Source organism: Streptomyces sp. V4I2, assembly GCF_030817655.1.
Classification (GTDB): Bacteria; Actinomycetota; Actinomycetes; order Streptomycetales; family Streptomycetaceae; genus Streptomyces; species Streptomyces plumbiresistens.
Genome location: NZ_JAUSZM010000003.1, coordinates 9,625,964 through 9,649,889 on the forward strand (window position 1 = coordinate 9,625,964; position 23,926 = coordinate 9,649,889).

Here is a 23,926-nt window from a genome sequence, read left to right on the forward strand (position 1 = left end):
AGATGCCGTGTCGTCACCTGCGAACCACGTACTCAGGGAGCCGAGTCGGGCTGCGCCGGGAGCAGGTGGAGCGGACATGACCGGTCTTCCGCCGCGGCTCCGGCCGGTGGACCTCGGTGAACATCCGGCCTTGAGGCCCACGCCTCCGGGTGAGGCCACGGACTCCGCCGCGCTGCGCATCAGATGCAGCGGGGACGGGTTCGCCCTGGCCCGCACCTTCACCCGGGACACCTTGCGCTGCTGGTCCCTCGACCACCACAGCGACGACGCCGTCCTCGTGATCACCGAACTCGCCGCCAACGCCGTCGCCCACGCGGCGCCCCGGGCGCCCGCGGGCGAGACGGAGGTGTGGCTGGGGCTCCTGCTCGACCCCGCGCACGTGGTGCTCACCGTCTCCGACCCGGGTGACAACGTGCCCGAGTTCACCGGCGCCGACGCCACCGACCTGCGGGAGTACGGCCGAGGGCTGTGCATCGTCGACGCCCTGGCCGAGGAATGGGGCTGGACCCCCAAGCCCCCGGCCGGCAAGACCGTCTGGGCCAGGCTGTCGACCTGCCCTCCCCCCTGAGACCACCGTCCGACATGACCGCCGCGGAAAGGCCCCACGCCATGCGCACCGCTCCGACGCACCGACCGAGCACCGAGCGCACCGACGACCACCTGCCGCCGACCGGAGTGGCCAGGACCACGCCCCTCATGGCGCTGGACCGGGTGCCGTGGCGGGACATCAAGGACTCCACCGGCTGCGCGGCCGCCATCCCCCTGCTCCTGAGCAGCGTCGCCTGGGGCGACCCCGAAACCGCCCGGGCCGCCCTCGCCGACCTGCGGATGCGCATCTGCCAGTACGGCTTCGTGGTGGAGCAGGCGACCGCCGCCACGGTCCCCTTCCTGTGGGAACTCGCCCAGCTTCCCCATGTGACCTGCCGCGCGGAGATCATCCACTTGCTCAGGAGCATCGCGGACGCCCGGCAGTGGGAGTCCACGGCCGCCGTCTACCCCAAGCTGCTCAACCACCGCGAGAACCCCGTGGTGTGGGAGCGCGAGGCGCGGCAGGCCGTCCGCGACCGGCGCGGCGCCCTGCGGCGGCTCATGGCCGAGGAGGACACCGAGATCGCCCGGGCGACCACGGAACTGGCCCGCGCGCTCGGCGAGTGACGACCGGTCCGCGAACTCGCGACCGTCCGCTGGCCGCAAGCGCCTTCCCCTGCCCGGTGTAGTCCGGGTCGGCAAGGGAAGAAAGCGCTTGCCCCAAGGACGGAAACCGGGAAGGACCACCGCCGATGGCGTCGTCGCTCGAGAGACCCCTCGACCATCGCTACCGAGGCGAACACCCGATACGCACCCTCGCCTACCTGTTCCACGCCGACCGCCGCCGCCTGGCGGCGGCGGTCGGCATCTTCACGGTCAAGCACAGCCCCGTGTGGCTGCTGCCGCTGATCACCGCGTCCATCATCGACACCGTCGTCGAGCACCGGCCGATCTCCGAACTCTGGACGAGCACCGGGATCATCCTGTTCATCCTGCTGGTCAACTACCCGCTGCACATCCTCTACGTCCGCCTCCTGTACGGCAGCGTGCGCCGCATGGGCACCGGGCTGCGGTCCGCGCTGTGCACGCGCATGCAGCAGCTCTCCATCGGCTACCACTCCCGCGTCAGCGCCGGTGTGCTGCAGGCGAAGGTGGTGCGCGACGTCGAAACCGTCGAACAGATGGTGCAGCAGACCGCGGAGACCGGGCTCGGCGCCACCACCGTGCTCGTCGGCGGCCTGGTCATCATCGCCGTCCGCACACCGGAGTTCGTCCCCGTCTTCCTCGTCGTCGTGCCCGCCGCTGCCCTCGTCGTCGCCCGCCTCAGGTCCCGGCTGCGCACCCACAACGAGCACTTCCGCCACGAGGTGGAAACCCTCTCCTCACAGGTCACGGAGATGACCCGGCTCATCCCGGTCACCCGCGCCCACGGCCTGGAGGGCAAGGCGCTGCGCCGCATGGACGGCACCCTGCACCGGGTCCTGACCTCCGGCATGCGCCTGGACCTCGTCAACGGCCGCTTCGGCTCGCTGTCCTGGGTCGTCCTCAACGTGGTCGGCGTGCTCGTCCTCGCGGGCGCCGCGCTGGTCTCGTACTACCGCGTCTGGGGCGTCACCGCCGGCGACGTCGTCATGCTCAGCGCCTTCCTGACCACCCTCACCAACTCCACGACAACGTTGGCAGGCCTCGCCCCGGTCATCACCAAGGGCCTTGAGTCCGTCCGCTCGGTCGGCGAGGTCCTCCAGGCACCCGAACTGGAGGACAACGCGGGCAAGGCCGAACTCATCGCGCTGCGCGGCGCCGTCACCTTCGAGGGCGTCGGCCACGCGTACGACAGCGGTCGGCCCGCCGTAAGGGACTTCACCCTGTCGGTCGCGGCCGGCGAGACCATCGCCCTGGTCGGCGCGTCCGGCGCGGGCAAGTCCACCGTCCTCAACCTCGTCATCGGCTTCATCCGGCCCACCTCGGGACGACTGCTGCTCGACGGCACCGACATGGACACCCTCGACCTGCGCACATATCGCCGCTTCGTGTCGGTCGTGCCGCAGGAGTCGATCCTCTTCGACGGCACGATCCGCGAGAACGTCGCGTACGGCATGGACGACGCCGACGAGAAGACGGTGCGGGCCGCTCTGCGCGACGCCAACGCGCTGGAGTTCGTCGACCGGCTGCCGCAAGGACTCGACACCCTGGTCGGCGAGCGCGGGGCCCGCCTCTCCGGCGGGCAGCGGCAGCGCCTGGCCATCGCCCGCGCCCTGATCCGCGACCCCAGGGTCCTGATCCTCGACGAGGCCACCTCGGCGCTGGACACCACGTCGGAGGCGCTGGTCCAGGAGGCGCTGGCTCGGCTGCTGACCGGCCGCACCACGTTCGTGGTCGCGCACCGCCTGTCCACCGTGCGCGGCGCGGACCGCATCGTGGTGATGGGCGACGGTCGCATCCAGGAGATCGGCACGCACCAGGAACTCCTGCGCAGGGGAGGGGCGTACACGGCACTGCACAGCGGCCAGGTCGCCTGACGGCGCACGAGCCGCGGACTGCCGCGCACACGGGTCGTGCGCCGGAACGTAACAAAATCCCGCCAAATGCGCCCCCAATGGCCCCGAACACGAATGGTCTTGCGCTGTTCGGGCATACGCAGCGAAAAATCGAGAGAGGGGCGCTACGTGCTCGTTCCGGACCCGAAGGTCGTCAGGAAGCTGCTGACTCGCTACGCATCGCTGCGTATCGCTCAGGCGGAGAGGGAAAGGGAGGCCACGGCACGGGAACTGGAGGACGTCAGCTACACGCTGTGCGTGATGATGGGCACCACCGACATCCATGACGCGGTCGGCAAGGCGGACGCCCTGCTCGCCGAGGCCGGGCGCACGCCGGCCACCACCGACCCGGACGGGGAGAACGGTCTGCGGCTCGCGGTGTGAGGCCGTACCGTCCCGGCGGCCGGCCGGCTAGGAGCGTGCCGCCGGGACGGCGTCCGTCTTTCCGTGGAAGGCGGCGCGGTAGGCCTGCGGGGTGGTGCCGACCACCCGGCGGAACCGTTCGCGGAACGCGGTGGGCGAACCGAACCCCGCCTGCCGCGCGATCCGTTCCACCGGGTGGTCGCTGTTCTCCAGCAGGTACTGGGCACGCCGGACCCGCGCCCGCAGCAGCCACTGCAAGGGCGTGGTGCCCGTCTGTTCGCGGAACCGACGGCTGAAGGTGCGCTCGCTCATTCCCGTGCGGGCCGCCAGCACCGCCAGGGTGATCTTGTCGGCGAGGTGGTCCTCGATCCATTCCAGGAGCGGTTCGAGGGTCGAGCCCCGCGGCACCGGCGGGAACTCGTGCACGATGAACTGGGCCTGCCCGCCCTCCCGTTCCAGCGGCATGACCGACATCCGGGCGGAGTGCGCGGCGACGGCCGAGCCCAGGTCCCGGCGGATCATGTGCAGGCACATGTCCATGGCCGCGGCGGCCCCGGCCGACGTCAGGATCTGCCCGTTGTCGACGTACAGCACGTCCGGCCGCACGTCGACGCGCGGAAAACGGCGGGCCAGCGCGTCGGCGGCCACCCAGTGCGTGGTGGCGCCGAGCCCGTCCAGCAGCCCGGCCTCCGCCAGCACGAAGGCCCCCACGCACACGGACGCGATCCGCGTCCCGGCCTCGGCGGCCCTCCGCAGCGCCGCCAGTACGGCGGCGGAGGGCGGCCCGGCCTCCTCGGAGCAGCCCGGCACGATGATCGTGTCGGCGTCCGCCAGCGCCTGAAGCCCCCACTCGACCCGCAGGCCGAAACCACCGTCGGAACGCACCTCTGGTGACTCCGCGCACAGGCGCACCCGGTACGGACGGCGCCCGTCTGGCAGCCGGGTCCAGTCGAACACCGTCATGGGCGCCGCCATGTCGAACGGCACCACATGGTCGAGAGCCAGAATCGCCACAGTGTGCATGACCGCCACGATAGGCGGATTCCCGCCAGGGCCATAAACTCCTGCTGAGCGAGGAAGCCGCCCGGGTGGGCCCCTGAACAGGGCGTTGGCGGGAATCCGTTGGAACCTGTCGTTTCCGCCCCTGTGTGATCACTCGCAGGTTTCCTAGGTTGGGCGGGCACCGTCGACCGCAGCACCGAAGGGCACCCCACCCGATGACCAAGTTCCTGCTGACCCTGCACGTCCTGGCCGCCATCGTCGCCGTCGGCCCCGTCACCGTCGCGGCCAGCATGTTCCCGCCCGCCGCGAGACGCGTCCGGGTGGACGCGGACCGACCCGACGCGGCGGGGATCGGCACCGTACGGCTGCTGCACCGCATCTGCCGCGTCTACTCCGGCATCGGCCTGGCGGTCCCCCTCCTCGGATTCGCCACCGCGGCCGCGATGGGCGTCCTGGGCGACGGCTGGCTCACCACGTCCATGGCCCTGACCGCCGCGGCCGCCGGCGTCCTGGTCGCCTTCGTGCTGCCCCGCCAGGAGGAACTCCTCGGCGAGCTCACCGAGCACAGGGCCGTCGAGCGCAGCGGCACGGTCCAACTCGCCATGTTCACCGGCGTCTTCAACCTGCTGTGGGCGACCGTCACCGTCCTCATGATCGTCCGGCCCGGCTCCACGACCGGGGCCTGAGCCGCTAACGGCAACCGGCGTTGACGTCAAGCCCTCCAACGGAATGTGCGTGTCGGTGTGTGGGGGCGCCTACACTCGACAGTCGTGCCCAAGTGCATGGGCCATGACACGAAAGGCGCGTTGACGGGTGTTCCAGGATTCCCCCATCTACGACCGGCTCGTCGCGGAGCGCGGCGACGTTCCCGCCCAGGTACGCAGGGAGGCCGAGCGGGTGACCAGGGAGCTGGAGTACGTCATGCGCCCGCTGCAGTCCTCCCTCGGCCCTTCCCTCGGTTCCTCCCTCCCCACCGACCGTCAGGCCGCCCCGGGCGCGGGCTGGCAGCGAGCGGCCCTGCCCGGCCCGCGGTCCTACTGACCCGGACTCAGCGCACCGCCGAGTCGACGCCGTTGACGCGGGCCCGCGGCTGTGGGCCGGGTCGGGCGAGCCACTCGGCGACGCTGAGGGCTATCGGCTGGCCCGTGTCCACCTCGACGAAGCCGAACTGCCCCGACTGGTTGCACTCCAGGAACCACCACATCCCGTCCGCGTCCTCCGCGAAGTCGAAAGCGCCGTAGGCCAGTTCGGCGTCACTGAGGTACGCCCGGACCGCCGCGGCGACGCGCGGCGGGACCTCGACGGGACGCCAGGGCGCGGTGCTCTGCGCGAAGCGGACGTCCACCGCGTCGGGGTCCGCGTCCTCGGCGACGGCCTTGCGCGCGGCCAGCATCCGCTCGCCCACGACGGTCAGGCGGATGTCGGCCCGCTTGGCGACCCGCCGTTGCAACAGCGTCGGACCGAACGCGACGGCCGAGAAGTCGGTGTCCGGGGCGACCCGGCTGGTCGGCACCGCCCGGGGCGGGTCCTGCGGATGCGCACCGGACACCGGCTTGACCACCAGGTCCGGGTAGCGATCCGCGAACTCACGGGCGGCCTGCGGAAACGTGGTGATCAGCGTGGCGGGCACAGGCAGCCCGCAGCGCTGCGCGAGCCGGAGCTGCCAGGGCTTGTGGCGGGCCCGGCGCGCGGCGTCGGGATGGTTCATCCAGCGCGCGCCGCAGCCACGAAGCATGCCGTAGAGGGCCTGCGAGGCCTCCTCGGTCAGCCAGGCGGAGGGCGCGGCCGCCCGCGCGGCCGGGACGCCCGGCCTGCGCACCCAGATGGACCGCAGCCCGTCGATGCTCACGAGGCGCCCCCCGGACGACAGATGGCCCCGGAACGCGCCGTGCACGAACTCGCCGGACAGCGCCACCCTGCCGGTCAGGTCGGCAGGGTCGAGCCGCACCACCGGAACCCCCGTCGCGTTGAGGTGCACGACCACCATGTCGGCGGTCACGTCCTCTTCGCTGGTCAGAATCAACACGGTCATATCGGACGGACCGCGTTCAGTCGTCGAAGTGCGTCTTGGAGCCCGCGGTGGAGGTCGTGGTCCCCAGTTCCCTCATCAGGCCGTGGTCGCGGGCGGCGATCCGCCCGTCGAAAAGCACGTTCAACTGCAGTCCGGAGTCATAGACGTACGGAGTGGTGGCTTCCAACTCCGCTGCCGGACGTGCGTAGTTGAGCGCGAACGGTTCCATCGTCTCTCCCTCGCCGGTACTGCTCGATCAAACGACGGTCGCCCCGCGGCCTCGCTCGGTCCGCCGACTTCCTCGGGCTTCCAGAGACTTATACGAATCGAACGGGTGATTGGTTTCCTTACGGTGCGTAGTCATGGCCCGGGCGGACTTCTTGCTCGCGTCCGCCGGGGGAGGCGCGCAGGGTGCGCAGCGCCAGGAGCAGTACGCCGATGTCGTCCAGGTACACCGGGTCGGGCAACAGGTCGGTCGGCAGCACGAAGTACAGCAGCGCGCCCCAGAAGACCCAGCGCGGCCCGGTCGGCAGTCCCGCCCGCCGCAGACTGCGCCGGGCCCGCACCAGCCGCACCAATAGCGTCACCGCGACGGCCAGTAGCAGAGCCGCCAGTACCGCGGCGACGACGATCACCGTTGTGGTCGAGTCCACGGCCCGCCCCCTCCTCCAGCGGGCGGCAGTGCGCGCCCGTCCCTTGTCGGATTCCCGGTTACGGCCCCGGTATGGCCTGCCGAACGCGGCGCTCATACCTGTGGGTCACCCGAGTGGCACGCGGCGCCGGAGGCGCCTAGTAATTGGTCACCGTAACGTCGCCCATCGCACATCGGTGGCGCAGGAGCGACCGCATCCTTCCCCTGGAGCCGAGGATGACGATCCGTCCATCAGACCACTTGGCCGGTCCGCGGGCCGCCCGCGCCCCGGGCCAGACCCTGCGGCCGACGTCCTGGCCGGCCCGGCTCGCCGCGCTCGCCCTGGTCGTCTGCGGACTGCTCGGCTTCCCGCCGCACCGGGACGGCGAGTCCCTGCGCGTCTACGGCTTCGCCCTCGGCGTGTCGGTTCTCTGCCTGGCCCTGGGGCTGCTGCTGACGATGCGGCCCGCCGTGCCGGTGCTCGTCGCGGCGGTGCTGGTGCCGGCGGGGGTGGCCGCGGCCCAGTTGTTCGAGAACCGGTTCCACTCGGCGGGGCTCTCCCGGGCCATGGACCTCTCCCTCGCCCCGGACTGGCTCGTCGGTACGGCCGCCGTGTGCGCGTCCCTGGCCGCCCTCACCGCCCTGCTCGCCCGCCTGGCGGTGCCGCAGTCCCACCGGAGCGTCCCGGCGGAACGGCAGATGGCCGGGGCGAGCCGCGTCGCCGACTGACCCCGAACCCACCCGCCGCGCACCCCTCACGGACGCGGAACGCCTCGCCCCGGAGCCCGACGCCGACCGTCTCCCGTTCGTCAGCCGACCTCGCGCCCGGGCGTGTCCGGCGGGTCCTGGCCGTCGCCTTCGGCGCGGGTGGGGCGCAGCGTCTTGGTGGAGCCCTTGAGGCGTTCGAAGGTCCGGGTCAGCTGCTGGAACGGCGATCCGGCGGGCGCACCGACCGGCCCCTCGGATGCCGGGCCCGGCACGGCCTCGCGGTAGGCGGCCAGCGCCTCGTTGGCCCGCTCGGCGGCCTCCCGGTACAGGTCCCGGGACCTGGTCATGGCCTCCAGCGCCTCGGCGTACATGGCCACCAGAGCGCGCTCCCGGGCGAGTTCCTCCTCCGGGGTCAGCAACTGCCACTGCTCCCGCAGTGCGGTGAGCGCCTCGTCGGCGCCGTCCGGCAGGGGCTTGGGCAGCACGGCGTAACGGGTCACGGTCTCGATCAGCTCGGTCGGTTCCGAGCCGTCGAGGAAGACGCTGCGGACGGCGAAGTCGCCGCGGTCGTAGCCGGGCGGCACCGGATGCCCGGGCAGGACCACGGCCCCGCCGCGCGGCACCTCGACCCCGAGGCTCCGCAGGGCCCAGTTCACGACCCGCAGCTGGTCCGGGGCCGCCCGGTGTTCGACCACCCGGTGCCGCAGGCCCGGCGGCAGCCACCGGGTCAGCGGGCGGCGGCCACGGGCGTCGGTGGTCATGGCCTCGTGGACGACCACGTGGACGGCCCAGCCGCGCACGGCCTCCTTGAACAGGCGCCGTATGGCCTTGTCGTCCGAGGGCAGCGGAGTGAGGTCCCGGAAGGGCAGGCCGGTGAAGGCCTCGTGGTCCCAGACCGCGTCCGGCGTGTCGGGCCAGAACAGGGTGGCGGGAGAGGGCCACGACTGGTCCCACGGCTGTTCCGCCTCCGCCACCAGCGTCCACTCGGAGTTGTCGTCCTCTGCGGGTACGAGCGTCAGCCGGGCGCGCACGGTCACCTCGCCCGGCACCCGCCATCGGGCCTCGACGATCCGCTCAGGGGAGTCCTCGGCCGCGGGCAGTTCCTGGAAGGCGTCGAGGGCGTCCTCGTCCTTCAGGCGCCGCAGATGGTGCCGGAGGACGTCGTCAGCGTCCGGTCCGGCATGGCGGCCGCGGGCCGCCCAGACGGTGGAGGGGGTGGTGGGACGGTCGGTGGGGGAGCTTGGCATGGATCCATCTGTGAGTGGGGGCGGGTGCGAGTTTCAGTATCGTCGCGGCGGGTGGGTGGAGATCAACCGGGGGTCCGGCCCGTGGACACGCGCGGTGTCCGGCGGTGAGGTTCCCGCCTGCGGTCACGTGGATCGTCGGCGATCGTGGGCAGGAGCACAGCGGCCGACCGTATCGCGTGAGAAGGAGTGACCTCATGCACCTCGACCTGACCGGGCGCGCCGCACTGGTGACGGGCTCCTCCCAGGGCATCGGCGCGGCGATCGCCGCAGGTCTCGCCCGCGCCGGGGCGCGCGTGGGTGTCAACGGACGCCGTGCGGACCGCCTGGACAAGAGCGTCGACGAGCTGCGGTCGCAGGTCCCGGACGGGGAGTTCGTGCCGGTCGCGGCGGACCTGGGCACCGAGGAGGGCGCGGCCGGCGCCGTCGACGCGCTGCCCGACGTCGACATCCTGGTCAACAACCTCGGCATCTTCGGACCCAGGCCCGCGCTGGAGATCAGCGATGACGAATGGCGCCGCTATCGGGATTCACTCGCAGTGCATCAGGCTTCAGCGCGGTGGTGAGGCGAATCTGATGACTGCGGCGTGGAGCGTCGCGGGTTCTTGCCCGGCGGAGCCGGATGGTGTGTTCCCCCACCCGTGACGCGGAGCGTCGCGAGGGCTGTTCCCAGCGGAGCCGGGCGACGCTCACACGGGCCGGTTCTGCTGTTCGATGTACTGCTTGCCACGGCGAGTGGGGCGCCGCCCACGGTTCCGGCGAAGTAGGAGCCGGACCAGATCTTGTCGGCGCGCCAGTAGTGCCGTACCAGGTCGGGGAATTCCTGGCGCAGACGGCGGAGAGGGACGCCCTTGAGGGAGTCCTCCATGCGCTGGGGTGAGCATCGGTGAACACTTCGTGCCGGAATTTGGTCACGAAGACCGAGTGGACATGCATCACGAAAACACAGTGCCGAGCAGTCCTGATCTTCTGCGTCTCACCCATAACCCGCGTAGGTAGCGTGGCCGTCATGCAGCTTCGGTACAGCTTCCGCCTGTACCCGGATTCCGGCCAACGCACCGCGCCGGCCAAGGCGTTCGGGCGCGCACCGCGTCGTCTTCAACGACGCGGTGCGCGCCCGCGAGGACGCCCGGAAGGCGGGCGAGGCATTCCCGACGGCCGGCGAGCTGTCCAAGAAGCTGATCACTGCCGCGAAGCAGACCCCTGCACGAGCCTGGCTGGGCGAGGTCTCCGCCGTCGTGCTCCAGCAGTCCCTGCGGGACGCGGAGGCCGCCTACAAGAACTTCTTCGCCTCCCGCAGGGGCGAGCGCAGGGGCGCGAAGACCGGTGCGCCCCGGTTCAAGTCCCGCAAGGACAAACGGCAGTCGATCCGCTTCACGGCCAATGCCCGCTGGTCGATCACCGATTCCGCAAGGCAGATCGGCCGGTTCGAGCCGACCTCCCAGACCTGCTCGGCCTGCGGCACGCAGGACGGTCCCAAGCCGCTGCACATCCGGACCTGGACCTGTGCCGCCTGCGGTGCGGTCCATGACCGGGACCACAACGCCGCGATCAACGTCAAGACGGCCGCCGGACTGGCGGTGACAGCCTGCGGAGCGCCGGTAAGACCGGGACTTGTCCCGGCGCAGCGCGATGAAACAGGAAGCCATGGATTCCCGCCCGAAACCTGTGCCGCGTAGCGGCACAGCAACGGACGAGGAGGCCAGAATCCTTGAGCTTCAGCCCGAGGAGCAAGTCAAGTCGACTCGATCCTCCCAAGCCCGCGCGCACTCGGGGCGCGAACGTTCCGCACCCATCAGCAGCCATTCACTCCTGTCCCGCTTGCGGCCTCCCCACCACACTGACTCCTCGAACGGGGCCCGCCCACCATCCGCATTGGGGCGGGCCCCGTTCACCACGCCGCTAGGTGTGCTGTCCCGGGACGTTGGTGACAGGCGACACGCCCTTGAGTGGTCCTTGAAAGGGGTGAGGGCCTCTGGGTTCGGTGTGGATTGCGACATCTACAACCGACAGCCAGGAGGCCCTCGTTGTCTCACCGTAACGCCCCGCTGACTCCGACCGGCAGGCTGCGTCTGGCCGGTGCGTCGTCGACGACGGCTGGCCAGTGCGGCGGGCCCGGAACGCTTCCAGGTCAGCCACACCACCGCCGCCCGGTGGGCCAGCCGCTACCGCCGCCACGGCGTCGACGGCATGCACGACCGCTCCAGCCGCACCCACCACAGCCCGCGCAAGACCCGCATCGACGTTGAAGCCCAGGTCGTGCGGCTGCGACAGGAACACCGCATCGGCCCTGTGCGGCTGGCAGCCCGCACCGGCATCGCCGCCTCCACAGCCCACCGCATCCTGACCCGCCATGGTCTGCCCGCGCTGGCCGCCTGCGACCGGGCCACCGGCGAGCCCGTGCGCCGCTACGAACGCGCCCGGCCCGGTGAACTGGTCCACATCGATGTCAAGAAGCTCGGCCGCATCCCCGACGGCGGCGGCCACAAGGCCCTGGGCCGGGCGGCCGGCCGCAAGAACCAGGCGCGCACCGGCCGCGGCTACCTCTACCTGCACACGGCCCTGGACGATCACTCCCGCCTGGCCTACACCGAAGACCTGCCCGACGAGAAAGCGGCCACCTGCGCCGCCTTCCTGGCCCGCGCCACCGCATGGTTCGCGGCACGCGGCGTCACCGTCGAACGAGTGCTGACCGACAACGCCTGGGCCTACACCAAGAACACCTGGCGCGACACCTGCCGTGACCTGGGCATCAGTCCTCGCTGGACCCGTCCCTGGCGGCCCCAGACCAACGGGAAGGTCGAACGCTTCCACCGCACTCTGCTGGAGGAGCGGGCTTACCAGCGGCCCTACAGCTCAGAAGCCGAGCGGCAGGCAGCGTTTCCCGACTGGCTGGACTGGTACAACTACCACCGACCCCACACCGGCATCCGTGGCCAAACCCCAGCCAGCCGCGTCACCAACCTGTCCGGACAACACAGCTAGGGCCTGTCCGGCGGATCAGGGCCCAGGAAAACGGGGGTGCCTGATTGACGCAGGTGCGCGGGGCATGGTGCGTGCGGGGCGACGGCAGAACGGCCCCGACGGGTCCGGAGGAGATCCGGCACCGTCGAGGCCGTCGTCGGCGTACTACGCGCCGCTCGCCTTGAGCATGTCCTCACGCTCGACCAGCTTCACGCGCTCGCGGCCCTGCGGCTCGCCCAGCGCCTTCTCCGCGGCGTCCAGCTTGTACCAGCCCTCCCAGGTGGTGAAGCGGACGCCCCGCTCGGCGAGGTACGCGTCCACCGCCTCGGGCTCGGGCGAACCCGGCGTCTGCAGACGGCCGTTGCCGTAGTCGTCCAACAGGTTGGACACCGTCTCGTTGGCGTCGCCCTTGGTGTGGCCGATCAGGCCGACGGGGCCGCGCCGGATCCAGCCGGTGACGTACGTGGACTGCAGGTGCTCGCCGCTCTCCTGGAGGACCCGGCCGCCCGCGTCCGGAACCGTGCCCGAGTCGAGGTCCCAGGGCAGCTTGGGCAGCTTGTCGGAGAGGTAGCCGACCGCGCGGTAGACCGCGGTGACGTCCCAGTTCTTGAACTCGCCGGTGCCCTTGACGTTGCCGGTGCCGTCCAGCGCGGTGCGCTCGGTGCGCAGACCGACGACCTTGCCGTCCTCGCCGATGATCTCCGAGGGCGACTCGAAGAAGTGCAGGAACAGCTTGTGCGGGCGGTCGCCGACGTCGCGGATCGCCCAGTTCTCCAGGGTCTTGGCGACCATGTCGGCCTGCTTGTTGCCGCGCCGGGTCTCGATCGAGCCCGCGTCGTAGTCGATGTCCTCGGGGTCGACTATGACCTCGATGGTGGGGGAGTGGTCCAGCTCCCTGAGCTCCATGGGGCTGAACTTCGCCTGTGCCGGGCCACGGCGGCCGAACACGTGGACCTCCAGCGCCTTGTTGGCCTTGAGTCCGTCGTGGACGTTCGGCGGGATCTCCGTCGGCAGCAGCTCGTCCGCGGTCTTGGCGAGGATGCGCGCCACGTCGAGCGCGACGTTTCCGACGCCGAGCACGGCGACCTTCTCGGCCTCCAGCGGCCAGGTGCGCGGCACGTCCGGGTGACCGTCGTACCAGGAGACGAAGTCCGCGGCGCCGTACGAGCCGTCGAGCTCGATGCCGGGGAGGGACAGCTCGCGGTCGGCCGTCGCGCCGGTGGAGAAGATCACGGCGTCGTAGAAGGCCCGCAGGTCGTCCAGGCTGATGTCGGTCGGGTAGTCGACGTTGCCGAACAGGCGGATCTGCGGCTTGTCGAGCACCTGGTGGAGGGCGGTGATGATGCCCTTGATGCGGGGGTGGTCGGGGGCCACGCCGTAACGGATCAGGCCGAACGGGGCCGGCATCCGCTCGAAGAGGTCGATGGACACACCGGGTTCGGCGGCCACCTCGGACTTGAGCAGGGCGTCGGCGGCGTAGATTCCGGCGGGGCCGGCTCCGACGATTGCTACCCGCAGGGGGCGGGGCATGATCAGGTTCCCTTCGAGCGGCGATAGATCGACTCAACGGGAAGCCTAAACTAAGGCAAGCCTTAGTCGGTACGCGGGTCCGGTCTATGAGCCCATAAGGTCACTTTATGAGTGAAGCGGCTCGTGGATCGACGCGGGGCCGGATGGAACTCGAACACCCGGATCGGCCAACAGCAGTCGACCATGCCCGCGACTTCGAGGACATCCATGAACGAGAGAGGCGACCGGTGACCGCCTCGCCGAGCGTCGGAACCGCCCACGTCCCGCCCGACCAGGGCGCTTCGGACGCCTCGGTCATCGAGCGGTCCTGGGCCGAACCGGAGGCGTTCGCCGAGCTGTTCAACCGCTACGCCGACGACATCCACCGGTACGCGGCCCGTCGGCTCGGCACCGAGGCGGCCGACGACCTGATGGCCGAGACCTTCGTGATCGCGTTCCAGTGCCGTCGACGGTACGACGTGTCGAAGCCCCAGGCACGGCCCTGGCTCTACGGGATCGTCACGAACCTGGTGGGCGGGCACCGGCGGGCCGAAGCGCGTCGCCTCAGGGCGATGTCCCGCGCGGCCGGCACCGCGGCCGGCCAGGACGAGCTGCTCGCGGACCGCGTGGCCGCCCGGGTCAGCGCCCAGGGCTCCCGTGCCGCCCTGGCCGGGGCGCTGGGGGTGCCGGTGGGCACGGTGCGTTCCCGTCTGCACCGGGCCGGGAAGAAACTGCGCGAGGCACTGGGCGGGTCGGATCCCACAGCCCTTCACGAGGAGACGGAGGAGCACCGTCGTGGAGCGCATGACCACGCTCAACGCGGCGCAGGTGCTGCAGCGGGCCGCGGGCCGGTCATGCACCGACGGCGCCGCCCTGCCGGTCCCTCGCAACGACCAGTACCTCTACACGAAGGAGGTCACCACCCGCACGTACAAGGACGGGACCGTCAAGAAGTACACGGACGAGCGCTGGCTCTCGGTGGACGGCTCGAAGCCCTCCCGGTTCAGCTACTACGGCCGGATCCTCGACGAACAGCCCCTCGCGAAGAACGAAGTGAAGTGGCCGCCGACCGAGTACGCCAGGCTGAAGAAGTGGCCGACCGACCCGGACAGGCTGCTGGAGCGGTCAAGGGGCTGGAGCAGGCGGGGGTGGTGGACCGGATCGGCCAACGCCCCTGAACACCGCACGACTCACGGCAGCGACTGTTCGGCCCAGATCACCTTGCCGTCGGGCGTGTAGCGCGTGCCCCAGCGTTCGGAGAGCTGCGCGACGAGGAACAGGCCGCGCCCGCCCTCGTCGGTCATGGCCGCATAGCGCAGATGCGGCGAGGTGCTGCTGCTGTCGAAGACCTCGCAGATCAGGGTGCGATCATGCAGCACCCGGACGTGGATGGGGTCGCCGCCGTAGCGGATCGCGTTGGTGACGAGCTCGCTGAGGATCAGCTCGGTCGTGAACGTCAGCTCGTCCAGGCCCCACCGGGCGAGCTGCCTGCTGACCGAGGCGCGTACCTCCCCGACGGCCGCCGGGTCGCCCGGCACCTGCCACTCGGCGATCCGGTCGGGGGTCAGCGACCGGGTGCGCGCCACGATGAGGGCGATGTCGTCGCCGGCGCGGGCCGTGAGCCGGGAGTCGTCGAGGACGACCCGGCAGGTCTCCTCGGGTGAGCGGCCGGCCCGTTCCAGCGCGCCGCGCAGGAGTTCCAGACCCTCGTCGATGTCCCGCTCCCGGTCCTCGACGAGCCCGTCCGTGTAGAGCACGAGGCGGCTGCCCTCGGCCAGTTCGAGCTCGGCCGTCTCGAAGGGCAGGCCCCCGAGGCCGAGCGGCGGGCCGATCGGCACCTCGGGGAACTCGACGCTGCCGTCCGGGTGGATCAGCGCGGGCGGCGGGTGTCCCGCCCGGGCGATCGTGCACAGCCGGGACACCGGGTCGTAGATCGCGTACAGGCAGGTCGCCCCGGTGACCGGGGCGTTGGCGCCCTCCGCCGCCTCGTCCTGGTCGATGCGCCCGACCAGCTCGTCGAGCAGCGCGAGGAGTTCGTCCGGCGGGAGGTCCAGGGCGGAGAAGTTGTGCACCGCCGTACGCAGCCGTCCCATGGTGGCCGCGGCGTGCAGCCCGTGCCCGACGACGTCACCCACCACGAGCGCGACGCGGGCACCGGACAGCGGCAGTACGTCGAACCAGTCGCCACCGACGCCCTCCTGCGCGGGCAGATAGCGGTAGGCGATCTCCAGGGCGTCCTGCGCGGGCAGGTTGCGGGGCAGCAGACTGCGCTGCAGCGTCACCGCCATGTTGTGCTCGCGCGTGTAGCGGCGCGCGTTGTCGATGGACACCGCGGCCCGCGCGACCAGTTCCTCGGCGAGGGCCACCTCGTCCACGTCGAACGGCTCGGGCTTCTCGGACCGCCAGAAACTGACCACCCCCAGCACCAGGCTGCCCGCCCGCAGCGGCACGGCGATCAGTGAATGGATGCCGTACGCCACCACCTGCGCGGAGCGCTCCAGGTCCTGTGCCTGCCAGCCCGCGGCCTCGCTCAGCCGCGGCTCGACCACGGCCTGTTCCGCGGCGAGGCAGCGTGCCTGCGGCGAGGTGTCGACGAGCCGGATCCGCTCGCCCACCGGGTACAGCGGGGCGTCCTTGCGGATCCCGTTCACGGCCGTGCGGCGCAGGGTGGTCGCCGCCTGCGGCTGTCCGCCGCTCAGTACGGCGTCGAACAGGTCCACCGTGACGAAGTCCGCGAACCGGGGCACGGCCAGCTCCGCCAGCTCCTCGGCGGTACGGGTCACGTCCAGGCTCGTGCCGATGGCCACCCCGGCGTCGTACAGCATGTTCAGGCGCTCCCGCGCCGTCTCCGCCCGCCCGGACAGGGCGCGCAGTTCCGTGGAGTCGCGCAGGGTGGCGACGCTGCCGGGCGGGCCGCCCTTGCTGTCGGTGGTCCGCTGGTTGATCGCCAGCAGCCGGTCCTTGACCAGGTGCACCTCGTCCGTGGCGACCCGTCCGGAGGCCAGCAGGCCGGACGTGTCGGGCGCGAGGCCGAGGTCGAAGACATGCCGTCCCTCGGCGTCGTCGGGCAGGTCGAGCAACCGGTGCGCCTCGTCGTTGGCGAGCAGCAGGGTGCCCTCGCCGCCCACGATGAGCACGCCTTCCCGCACGGCGTGCAGCACCGCGTCGTGGTGTTCGTACATCCGGGTCATCTCGTGCGGGCCCAGGCCGTGTGTCTGCCGCAGCAGTCGTCGGCTCACCAGCGCGGTGCCGGCCGTGGCGAGGGCGAGGCCCGCCGCCGCGGCGACCAGCACCAGCGGGAGCTGCTGGTCTGCGGTGCCGCCGACGCTCTCGGTGGTGATGCCCGCCGACACCAGACCCACGACTGTGCCGTCGTCCGCCTTGACGGGTACGACGGCCTGCACCAGCGGGCCGATCGTGCCCGTGATCTCCTCGGTGACGGTGCGTCCGGCCAGCGCCGGGGCGATCGTGCCGACGAACTTCTTGCCGATGCGGTCCGTCTTGGGATGGCTGTAGCGAATGCCGTCGGTGTTCATGACGACGATGAAGTCCACGTTCGTGGCCTTGCGGGCCGCCTCGGCTCGCGGCTGGAGCACCGCCGACGGATCGGGGGCGCGCAGGGCCTCGACGGTCCCCGGCGCGTTGGCGAACGTCTCGGCGACGGCGACCGAACGGTTGCGGGCCTCCTGCGTGCTGTCGTGCCGCACCTGGAGGACCAGGGCCACCACCGCGGCCACGACCAGCAGCAGCACGATCACCACTTGCAGGACGAACACCTGTCCGGCGACGCTGCGTCCGCCGAGTGCCGACCGCAGCCCCGACCGGCCGGTGCCGCGCCGGTTTCGGGTGAGCGGATGGCCCGGCTGCTTCCCGGGCCGCCGCGGATGCCCGTCGGGCGCTCCGAGGGGGCGGTCGGGCGCATGCGAAGGGCGCGGACCGCTGGGACGACGGGTCGACCGGGCCCCGGATCGACCCAAGAGCCGGACCATGTGCCCATGTCTACACTGCTGCGCCTCAGGAGGCGAGGGGGCACCGGGTGTGACAGCCGTAGCTCCCGATGCCTGCCGTCGCGGGGATGCGCGATGACCGCCGGCTTCGGGCCTCATCACGCGGTGCGGCGGGTGGCGAGCAGGAGGGCGATGTCGTCCGGGCGGTCGACGGCGTGGCGGGCCGTCGCGGTGAGGCGGTCGGCCACGTCCGCCAGCGCGCGTCCGCCCGGGCGGACGGCGGGGGCACCGGCCTTGGCGAGGGCCACGCGCAGCGCGCTGATGCCGTCGTCGATGTCGTCGCCGGGCTTCTCGACCAGCCCGTCGGTGTAGAGCGCGAGGATGGCTCCGGGCTCCATGCGCAGCTCCGTCACCGGGTAGCGGGCCCGCCCGTCCACGCCGAGCACCACCCCGCCGGCCAGATCGAGGACGTGGGTACGGCCGTCCGCCTGGCGCAGCAGCGGCGGCAGGTGCCCGGCGCGGGCCGCCAGGGCCACCCCGGTGGCGGGGTCCAGCCGGATGTAGCAGCAGCTCGCGAACAGCCCGGGATCGAGGTCCATGAGGAGGTGGTTGGTGCCGCTCATGACCTCGTCGGGGGGCCGATCGTCGAGCGCGAACGCCCTTACAGCGGTGCGCAGTTGGCCCATAGTTGCCGCCGCCTGCACGCCGTGGCCCTGGACGTCCCCGATGACCAGGGCGATGCCGTCGCCGGACTCCACGACGTCGTACCAGTCGCCGCCCACGTCCATGCCCTGCGTGCCGGGCAGGTAACGCCCCGCGGTCTCCACCTGTGGGTGCGACGACAGCCGTCGGGGGAGCAGGGCCTGCTGCAGCCCGCGGGCGAGGGCGGCCTCGTTCTCGTAGCGCTGCGCCTTCTCCATGGCGTGGGCGATGAGTCCGGCGAGCGCGGTGAGCACCGTACGTTCCTCGCTGCTGAAGCTGCGCGGCCGGTCGAAGCCCAGGATGCAGGAGCCGACCGAGCGGCCGGAGGCGATCAGCGGCAGGAAGGCGCGGGCTCCCTCGGTGGCGTCCAACTGGATTCCGGGGTAGGCGGCGGCCAGTTGCTGCATGTCGTCGAAGAAGAGCGGCCGGCCGGTGGTGAGCGTCTCGACGCCGGGCAGCCGCGTGTCGAGTCCCACCCCTTCGAACGGGGCGAGGAATCCCGGAGGGAAGCCGCTCTCCCAGGCCAGGTACAGGTGCCGGTCCTGGAGCAGGTAGATGGCGAGCCGGCGGCCGCCGAACGCGGGCAGCAGTTCACGCATCACGACGGCGGACACCTGGCGCGCGGTGACCGCCTCCGTCAGCGCGATCGCGAGGACGATGGGGCGGTACACGGGCGCCGGCGTGGCGAGGCCGTCCGTGGGGGTCTCGGCGGGGGCGGTGTCCGCGACCCGGCTCGCCGGACGGACCGTGCAGGTCAGCCGGTCCGGGCCGGGATGCACGGCGAGCGCGAGCCAGTCGCCCTCGGACGGTGGCGACACGGGCTCGGTAGCGTCCGCGGCGGGTCGCTCGACGTGGAAGTGCACCGGATTCGGCGACAGCAGGGCCCCGCGCAGATGGTCCTCGACGTCGGGCCGGCCGAGCCACGGCACGGCGTCCCACAGGGCCCGGCCCAGGAGCTCGGTCCGCGGCCGGCGCAGCAACTGCGCGGCGCGCGGATTGGCGTAGACGATCAGGCCCTCCCGGTCGAGGCAGAACACCCCGTCCGGCAGCAGGTCGGCCGCCGCGTCCGCGGTGGCGCGGAGACCCGGATCGAGGACGATGCCGCGCACCGGGCCCGGCCCGGGCGGCGCGGTCGGCGGGGCGGCCGGGTCGTACGGGTTCCACCCGGTGGCCTCGTAGGGACTCCACAGGTCCATCAGCCGCAGTTCGCCGTCGGTGGTCCGCAGGTACAGCGGCAGGGTCGGAGGTCTGCCGACGGCCGTGTCCCGCAGGGCGAGCAGGATCCGGTTCGCCTCGGACGGGGCCACGGCGTCCGCGAACGCCTCCACCGCTCCGGTGAACTCCGTCGGCGGCACGCCCAGCAGGGTGTGCAGACCCTCGTCCCCGGTCACCAGACCGGTCTCCGGCGTCCACACGAATCGCCCGATGCGCGCGAGCGGCGGACGCGGGGCCGGTGGCCGGACGCACAGCGGCTCGTCGTCCCAGACGACTGGGGCCGCCTCGTCGTCCAGGTTCCGCAGGGCCGCACCCAGGTCCTGGCCCAGCCGGGCCAGCCGGTCGCGCTCGGGCAGTACCTCGGCGGCGTCCTGGACGGAGGGGCGCAGCACGGTGAGGACGCCGTACATGTCGGAACCGGCCACCACCGGCACGTACAGGGAGCCGAACTGGAAGGGCAGGCCGGCCGCGAACTGGGGGTAGCGGCGCATCGTCTCCGTGGCGTTCGGCAGCACCACCTGGACGCCCAGCCGATGGGCGTCGGCGACGGGGAAGGGACGGTCCGCGTGCAGCCGCCACCAGGGGCGGAACAAGGGGCCGGGCAGTCCGGCGAGCACGGCGAGGCGCAGCAGTCCCGGGGTGGAGGAGCGCAGGTAGACGCCTCCCGCGTGGCCGCCGGCCGTGCTGACCGCCGCCATCGAGGCGTCGATCAGCAGCGCCGCCAGCCGTGCGGGCTTCGGCTGTGCGTCCTGGGAGCTCCCAGTCATCGGCCCTACCTCGTCCGTGCGCCGTCACGCGGGCGACACAGCAAGAATGCGCCACGACGGGCCCGGACCGCACCTGGGAGGCGACAGCAATCCAGTGGGGAACCCGTGCCGGGCTGCGGCCTGAGGGTCCCCACCGGCGATCCGCTCGTGGCTGTCCGCCGAGCTCCCGATGGCCTTGGCCGTGGTCGTCGGCGCCCTGGCCTCCCGCACCGGCCAAGGGCGGGCGGCGCGCACCGCGGATTGGGCGCGCACCAGGTCGGCGGCCGCGGTGGCCAGGGATCCCTCCGTGATCGGCGGCGTCAGCGGCTGCGGGTCCAGTTGTGGGCCACGTCCACCACGACCCGGTCCGAGATGTGCTGCACCCGGAACGGCAGCCGGGCGCGGACTCCCAGTCCGACCTGCGTCTCGCCCTCGAAGCTGCCCGCGAACCGGGTGTCCTTGAAGGTGCGGTACTGGGACAGGTCCACGCCGGGCAGCGGGCGTGCCACCCGCCCGGGATAGGTGGGTGCCCCGGTCGCCGGGTCGTAGGCGGGTGCGGCGACCCGCACCTCGAGGACGGCTCCGCCCCCGACGGATATCGGACGGCCCGATCCGTCCTGACGGAGGCGGTCGACGTAGCGGACCCAGTAGCCGAGGCGGGTGCCGCCGCCGGGGACGTCGACGACCAGCCGGTCGTAGCAGGCGTGGCTGCCGGTCCTGATGTTCTTCACCGGCGCCGCCGTGCCGGAGGCGCGGGACTTGTCCAGGCTGCCCCAGCCGGTGGGGCACGCCGTGGCCGCGTCGGCCGGGATCGCGGTGAGGGTCCAGGCGGCGCTCATGAGGACCGCCGCGGCCCATGCTGTTCTGCTTCGTCTCATGATGTCCCCCGAGACGTTGATGTGTCTGTTATCGGGTGAGACATCCGACTTGGCCGAAAGGTTGCACTATTCGGCATGAAATGCGCCCCGCTCTCGAAACATTCGAGAAGTTTGGCGAATGTTGAGTTGCCCTTGCTCTCGCAGAGCTTTCTGAGCCAATTGCGATGACTCGGTGTTCGACCGGTTGACGCCCTCAGGGGCCGCTCATATGGTCTGCGACGCCATTCCGAAATCTGCTCGAAACTTTCGGTATCAGAAAGGGGACAAGATGGTCACCCGCACGTCCATCCGCCTCGGCATGGCGAGCCTGCTCGCCATAGCCGGGGTCACCGCCCTGTCGGCACCGGCCGACGCCGCGAGCACCCTCGGTGCCGCGGCGGCCGAGAAGGGCCGCTACTTCGGCACCGCCGTCGCCGCGAACCACCTGGGCGAATCCGCGTACGTCTCCACCCTCGACACCGAGTTCAACTCGGTGACCCCCGAGAACGAGATGAAGTGGGACGCCGTCGAGAGCACCCGGAACTCCTTCAACTTCGCCGCCGCGGACCAGATCGTGAGCCACGCCCAGAGCAAGGGTATGAAGGTCCGCGGACACACCCTGGTCTGGCACTCGCAACTGCCGAGCTGGGTCGGCACGCTCGCCGCCGCCGACCTCAGAACGGCGATGAACAACCACATCAACCAGGTCATGGGCCACTACAAGGGCAAGATCCACTCCTGGGACGTGGTCAACGAGGCCTTCCAGGACGGCAGCAGCGGAGCCCGGCGCAGCTCGCCGTTCCAGGACAAGCTCGGCAACGGCTTCATCGAAGAGGCGTTCCGCACCGCGCGCGCGGCGGACCCGGCCGCCAAGCTCTGCTACAACGACTACAACACCGACGGCGTCAACGCGAAGAGCAATGCCGTCTACAACCTGGTCAAGGACTTCAAGGCCCGCGGCGTGCCCATCGACTGCGTCGGCTTCCAGTCCCACTTCAACAGCGCCTCCCCGGTCCCGGCCGACTACCAGGCCAACCTCCAGCGCTTCGCCGACCTCGGCGTCGACGTCCAGATCACCGAGCTGGACATCGAGGGCTCCGGCACCTCCCAGGCCACCAGCTACAGCAACGCGGTGAAGGCCTGTCTCGCCGTCTCCCGCTGCACCGGCATCACGGTCTGGGGCGTCACCGACAAGTACTCCTGGCGCGCCAGTGGCACACCGTTGCTGTTCGACGGCAACTACAACAAGAAGGCCGCCTACACCGCCGTACTCACCGCGCTGGGCGGCACCGGCTCGGGCGGCGGCGGTACGGCCGCCTGCTCCGTGACGTACAGCAAGCAGGAGGAGTGGGGCGACCGCTTCAACGGCAGGGTCACCGTCACCGCGGGCAGTTCCGCGATCAGCACCTGGACGACGACGGTGACCGTCACCGCCCCGCAGAAGATCTCCACCACCTGGAACGGCACACCCACCTGGGACAGCAGCGGCAACGTCATGACGATGAAGCCGAACGGCAACGGCAGCCTGGCCGCCGGAGCGTCGACGAGCTTCGGCTTCACGGTCATGAAGAACGGCAGCACCGCGGCCCCGGTGCTGGGTTCCTGCGCCGCGTCCTGAGCGCCCCCGACCGGTTCCGACAGAGCCCGGGCCCCCGGCCGATGTGGCCGAAGCCACGTCACCGAGGAGGCCCGGGTCATGTCGTACGGCAGGACCCGCGGGCTACCGTTTCGCGCAGTCCCCTGTCTCACCACACACATCGGGCGGCCCGGCAGTGCAAGCAGATCTCTCCCCGGTCATCGCGGCGACCGCCCAGTGGCTGACCTGCGCCTACCCGTCGGGCGGCGGCGCGCTCTCCTCCGCCCTGTGCGAGGTACAGGCACGGCAGGCCGTGACCGTGGCGGCCTGGCTCCGGTATCCCACTCCGATGGACGCCGCGCTCGTCGGCATGGCCGGGCCCGGCGGCTCGGCCCGGCTCGACTGGATCACCGGCGCGGACGGGACCGGCGCCCGGGACACGGACGAGCACGCCTGGCGTACCTGGGTCGACGAGGTCGTGGCGAGCTGGGCGGCCTGTCTGCTCACCGACCCGGAACTGGCCGGCCTGGCGGTGGCCGCACTCGCCGGAGGCAGCCACACGACCGCCGTGCCCGCCGAGTTCCGCCGCCTGCTCGCACCCGACGAGGCGGACCGCCGCGCGGCGGCCCTCCTGCGCCACCCCGACCTGCTGGCTCCCGTGGCCGAACTCCACCACTCCCAGCTGGTGGCCCACCTGAAGCCGGGCCAGGCCCTGATCGCCTGAGGCGGCCGACGGTCAGTCGTGCTTGCCGCGGCCCGTCAGCACGTCCCGCAACCGGTCGACGAGGCCGGCCCCCGGTGCCAGCAGCTTGTTGGCCGGAGGCGTGTCCGGGGCGGACGGGTGCGGCCGGGTCGGCGCCATCTTCTTGGCCATCCGCACCTTGTCACCCAGGCCGTCGAGGGCCTCCGGCGGGCACGCAGCCCGCAGCTGCGGGAAGAGGTTCTGCTCCTCGTCGGCGATGTGGGAGCGGATCTCGGTCATCAGCATCCCGACGAGCCGGTCGAACTCGGGGTCCTCCGCCGCGCAGCCCTCCAGATCCTTCATGATCTGCTCGGCCCTGGAGTGGTCCTCGATCTCCTTGTCCGCCATCGTGTTCCCGTTCACCAAGTGCTCGCGCACCGCCGGGTAGAGGTACTCCTCCTCGGCCACCGAGTGCCGTACCAGCTCCATCGTGGCCTGCTCGGCGTACACCTTGCGGTCCTTGTCACCGGACGGCAGGGCCTCGATCCGACCGAAGATGTCCTCGACCTCCCGGTGATCGGTCACCAGCTCGTCGATGACGTTTCCGCCGTGTCCCATGCCTTCCACCTCCAGCCAGGCGCAGCGGCTCCGGGGCGGACCCGCCATGGCCCCCCGAGTGCCCACGGGCGCCCGCACTACGCGCG

The 23,926-nt window shown here is 71.5% G+C and carries 20 protein-coding genes and 5 pseudogenes; 14 read left to right on the forward strand and 11 right to left on the reverse strand.

Translation table 11 applies throughout. The annotated features are described in order from the left end of the window. The first annotated feature begins 76 nt into the window (after window positions 1-76). From QFZ76_RS44950 to QFZ76_RS44965, 4 genes are all read left to right on the forward strand, one after another. The gene (locus tag QFZ76_RS44950; protein ID WP_307679108.1) at window positions 77-568 is read left to right on the forward strand and encodes an ATP-binding protein; all 492 of its coding nucleotides are present in this window, start codon (window positions 77-79) and stop codon (window positions 566-568) included. A 41-nt stretch (window positions 569-609) separates the two neighbouring features. Next, the gene (locus tag QFZ76_RS44955) at window positions 610-1,155 is read left to right on the forward strand and encodes a hypothetical protein (protein WP_307679109.1); all 546 of its coding nucleotides are present in this window, start codon (window positions 610-612) and stop codon (window positions 1,153-1,155) included. Between the two features lie 125 nt (window positions 1,156-1,280). Beyond that, a complete protein-coding gene (locus QFZ76_RS44960; protein ID WP_307679110.1) occupies window positions 1,281-3,047 on the forward strand; it encodes an ABC transporter ATP-binding protein in 1,767 nt (588 codons plus the stop codon). A 147-nt stretch (window positions 3,048-3,194) separates the two neighbouring features. Continuing rightward, window positions 3,195-3,449: a DUF5133 domain-containing protein gene (locus QFZ76_RS44965; RefSeq protein WP_307679111.1), complete on the forward strand. Its 255-nt coding sequence runs from the start codon at window positions 3,195-3,197 to the stop codon at window positions 3,447-3,449. A gap of 27 nt (window positions 3,450-3,476) precedes the next feature. Here QFZ76_RS44965 and QFZ76_RS44970 read toward each other — a convergent pair whose 3' ends face one another. Continuing rightward, entirely contained in the window at window positions 3,477-4,451 is a 975-nt protein-coding gene (locus tag QFZ76_RS44970; RefSeq protein WP_307679112.1) for a GlxA family transcriptional regulator, read from the reverse strand. Between the two features lie 194 nt (window positions 4,452-4,645). Here QFZ76_RS44970 and QFZ76_RS44975 point away from each other — a divergent pair, with 194 nt between their 5' ends. Together QFZ76_RS44975 and QFZ76_RS44980 are read left to right on the forward strand one after the other, a co-directional pair. Further along, the gene (locus QFZ76_RS44975) at window positions 4,646-5,116 is read left to right on the forward strand and encodes a hypothetical protein (protein ID WP_307679113.1); all 471 of its coding nucleotides are present in this window, start codon (window positions 4,646-4,648) and stop codon (window positions 5,114-5,116) included. 127 nt (window positions 5,117-5,243) lie between these two features. Then, complete coding sequence (locus tag QFZ76_RS44980) at window positions 5,244-5,471, forward strand: hypothetical protein (RefSeq protein ID WP_307679114.1); 228 nt, start codon at window positions 5,244-5,246, stop codon at window positions 5,469-5,471. Window positions 5,472-5,478: 7 nt separating this feature from the next. On the opposite strand, the gene tgmB is transcribed toward QFZ76_RS44980, so the two are convergent. From tgmB to QFZ76_RS44995, 3 genes are all read right to left on the reverse strand, one after another. Beyond that, window positions 5,479-6,462 carry an ATP-grasp ribosomal peptide maturase gene (gene tgmB / locus QFZ76_RS44985; protein WP_307679115.1) on the reverse strand — a complete coding sequence of 328 codons (984 nt, stop codon included), beginning with the start codon at window positions 6,460-6,462 and terminating at the stop codon, window positions 5,479-5,481. A gap of 16 nt (window positions 6,463-6,478) precedes the next feature. Continuing rightward, window positions 6,479-6,670: a putative ATP-grasp-modified RiPP gene (gene tgmA, locus QFZ76_RS44990; protein WP_307679116.1), complete on the reverse strand. Its 192-nt coding sequence runs from the start codon at window positions 6,668-6,670 to the stop codon at window positions 6,479-6,481. Between the two features lie 118 nt (window positions 6,671-6,788). Next, complete coding sequence (locus QFZ76_RS44995) at window positions 6,789-7,094, reverse strand: YkvA family protein (RefSeq protein ID WP_266451404.1); 306 nt, start codon at window positions 7,092-7,094, stop codon at window positions 6,789-6,791. A 215-nt stretch (window positions 7,095-7,309) separates the two neighbouring features. Between QFZ76_RS44995 and QFZ76_RS45000 the strand changes: the two genes are divergently transcribed. Next, window positions 7,310-7,801: a hypothetical protein gene (locus tag QFZ76_RS45000; RefSeq protein ID WP_307679117.1), complete on the forward strand. Its 492-nt coding sequence runs from the start codon at window positions 7,310-7,312 to the stop codon at window positions 7,799-7,801. A gap of 80 nt (window positions 7,802-7,881) precedes the next feature. Here QFZ76_RS45000 and QFZ76_RS45005 read toward each other — a convergent pair whose 3' ends face one another. Further along, window positions 7,882-9,027 (reverse strand): hypothetical protein, encoded by a 1,146-nt coding sequence (locus QFZ76_RS45005; protein ID WP_307679118.1) that lies wholly within the window; start codon window positions 9,025-9,027, stop codon window positions 7,882-7,884. Between the two features lie 194 nt (window positions 9,028-9,221). On the opposite strand from QFZ76_RS45005, the pseudogene QFZ76_RS45010 reads away from it, so the two are divergent. Next, window positions 9,222-9,548: pseudogene (locus QFZ76_RS45010) on the forward strand (SDR family NAD(P)-dependent oxidoreductase); the annotation flags it as partial. Window positions 9,549-9,713: 165 nt separating this feature from the next. Here the strand turns inward: QFZ76_RS45010 and QFZ76_RS45015 are convergent. Then, window positions 9,714-10,008: pseudogene (locus QFZ76_RS45015) on the reverse strand (transposase). 25 nt (window positions 10,009-10,033) lie between these two features. On the opposite strand from QFZ76_RS45015, the pseudogene QFZ76_RS45020 reads away from it, so the two are divergent. Both QFZ76_RS45020 and QFZ76_RS45025 read left to right on the forward strand, forming a co-directional pair. Continuing rightward, a pseudogene (locus QFZ76_RS45020) lies at window positions 10,034-10,703 on the forward strand (RNA-guided endonuclease InsQ/TnpB family protein). 348 nt (window positions 10,704-11,051) lie between these two features. Next, window positions 11,052-12,009, forward strand: a pseudogene (locus QFZ76_RS45025) (IS481 family transposase). 144 nt (window positions 12,010-12,153) lie between these two features. On the opposite strand, the gene QFZ76_RS45030 reads toward QFZ76_RS45025, so the two are convergent. Continuing rightward, on the reverse strand, window positions 12,154-13,518 hold the full coding sequence (locus QFZ76_RS45030) for an FAD-dependent oxidoreductase (RefSeq protein ID WP_307679119.1): 1,365 nt from the start codon (window positions 13,516-13,518) through the stop codon (window positions 12,154-12,156). A 227-nt stretch (window positions 13,519-13,745) separates the two neighbouring features. Here QFZ76_RS45030 and QFZ76_RS45035 point away from each other — a divergent pair. Then, window positions 13,746-14,288 (forward strand): annotated as a pseudogene (locus QFZ76_RS45035) (RNA polymerase sigma factor); the annotation flags it as partial. A gap of 4 nt (window positions 14,289-14,292) precedes the next feature. After that, complete coding sequence (locus tag QFZ76_RS45040; RefSeq protein ID WP_307680394.1) at window positions 14,293-14,736, forward strand: hypothetical protein; 444 nt, start codon at window positions 14,293-14,295, stop codon at window positions 14,734-14,736. On the opposite strand, the gene QFZ76_RS45045 is transcribed toward QFZ76_RS45040, so the two are convergent. The 3 genes from QFZ76_RS45045 to QFZ76_RS45055 all read right to left on the reverse strand — a co-directional run bounded on the left by QFZ76_RS45045 (window position 14,688) and on the right by QFZ76_RS45055 (window position 20,985). After that, entirely contained in the window at window positions 14,688-17,486 is a 2,799-nt protein-coding gene (locus QFZ76_RS45045; protein WP_307679120.1) for a SpoIIE family protein phosphatase, read from the reverse strand. The two genes, QFZ76_RS45040 and QFZ76_RS45045, sit on opposite strands and share 49 nt — an antisense overlap. Window positions 17,487-17,602: 116 nt before the next feature. Next, on the reverse strand, window positions 17,603-20,128 hold the full coding sequence (locus tag QFZ76_RS45050; protein ID WP_307679121.1) for a SpoIIE family protein phosphatase: 2,526 nt from the start codon (window positions 20,126-20,128) through the stop codon (window positions 17,603-17,605). Window positions 20,129-20,427: 299 nt separating this feature from the next. Further along, entirely contained in the window at window positions 20,428-20,985 is a 558-nt protein-coding gene (locus tag QFZ76_RS45055; RefSeq protein ID WP_373464456.1) for a hypothetical protein, read from the reverse strand. Window positions 20,986-21,253: 268 nt separating this feature from the next. Here QFZ76_RS45055 and QFZ76_RS45060 point away from each other — a divergent pair, with 268 nt between their 5' ends. Both QFZ76_RS45060 and QFZ76_RS45065 read left to right on the forward strand, forming a co-directional pair. Continuing rightward, a complete protein-coding gene (locus QFZ76_RS45060; RefSeq protein WP_307679122.1) occupies window positions 21,254-22,582 on the forward strand; it encodes an endo-1,4-beta-xylanase in 1,329 nt (442 codons plus the stop codon). A gap of 154 nt (window positions 22,583-22,736) precedes the next feature. After that, complete coding sequence (locus QFZ76_RS45065; RefSeq protein WP_307679123.1) at window positions 22,737-23,264, forward strand: hypothetical protein; 528 nt, start codon at window positions 22,737-22,739, stop codon at window positions 23,262-23,264. Between the two features lie 12 nt (window positions 23,265-23,276). On the opposite strand, the gene QFZ76_RS45070 is transcribed toward QFZ76_RS45065, so the two are convergent. Continuing rightward, window positions 23,277-23,840 (reverse strand): hemerythrin domain-containing protein, encoded by a 564-nt coding sequence (locus QFZ76_RS45070; protein ID WP_307679124.1) that lies wholly within the window; start codon window positions 23,838-23,840, stop codon window positions 23,277-23,279. Window positions 23,841-23,926: the final 86 nt, after the last annotated feature.

Coding starts and splice junctions, on each gene's coding strand:
- QFZ76_RS44950 (WP_307679108.1), top strand. CDS start 77: ATGACCGGTCTTCCGCCGCGGCTCCGGCCGGTGGACCTCGGTGAACAT.
- QFZ76_RS44955 (WP_307679109.1), top strand. CDS start 610: ATGCGCACCGCTCCGACGCACCGACCGAGCACCGAGCGCACCGACGAC.
- QFZ76_RS44960 (WP_307679110.1), top strand. CDS start 1,281: ATGGCGTCGTCGCTCGAGAGACCCCTCGACCATCGCTACCGAGGCGAA.
- QFZ76_RS44970 (WP_307679112.1), bottom strand. CDS start 4,451: ATGCACACTGTGGCGATTCTGGCTCTCGACCATGTGGTGCCGTTCGAC.
- QFZ76_RS44975 (WP_307679113.1), top strand. CDS start 4,646: ATGACCAAGTTCCTGCTGACCCTGCACGTCCTGGCCGCCATCGTCGCC.
- tgmB (WP_307679115.1), bottom strand. CDS start 6,462: ATGACCGTGTTGATTCTGACCAGCGAAGAGGACGTGACCGCCGACATG.
- tgmA (WP_307679116.1), bottom strand. CDS start 6,670: ATGGAACCGTTCGCGCTCAACTACGCACGTCCGGCAGCGGAGTTGGAA.
- QFZ76_RS45000 (WP_307679117.1), top strand. CDS start 7,310: ATGACGATCCGTCCATCAGACCACTTGGCCGGTCCGCGGGCCGCCCGC.
- QFZ76_RS45005 (WP_307679118.1), bottom strand. CDS start 9,027: ATGCCAAGCTCCCCCACCGACCGTCCCACCACCCCCTCCACCGTCTGG.
- QFZ76_RS45030 (WP_307679119.1), bottom strand. CDS start 13,518: ATGCCCCGCCCCCTGCGGGTAGCAATCGTCGGAGCCGGCCCCGCCGGA.
- QFZ76_RS45045 (WP_307679120.1), bottom strand. CDS start 17,486: ATGGTCCGGCTCTTGGGTCGATCCGGGGCCCGGTCGACCCGTCGTCCC.
- QFZ76_RS45050 (WP_307679121.1), bottom strand. CDS start 20,128: ATGACTGGGAGCTCCCAGGACGCACAGCCGAAGCCCGCACGGCTGGCG.
- QFZ76_RS45055 (WP_373464456.1), bottom strand. CDS start 20,985: ATGAGACGAAGCAGAACAGCATGGGCCGCGGCGGTCCTCATGAGCGCC.
- QFZ76_RS45060 (WP_307679122.1), top strand. CDS start 21,254: ATGGTCACCCGCACGTCCATCCGCCTCGGCATGGCGAGCCTGCTCGCC.
- QFZ76_RS45070 (WP_307679124.1), bottom strand. CDS start 23,840: ATGGGACACGGCGGAAACGTCATCGACGAGCTGGTGACCGATCACCGG.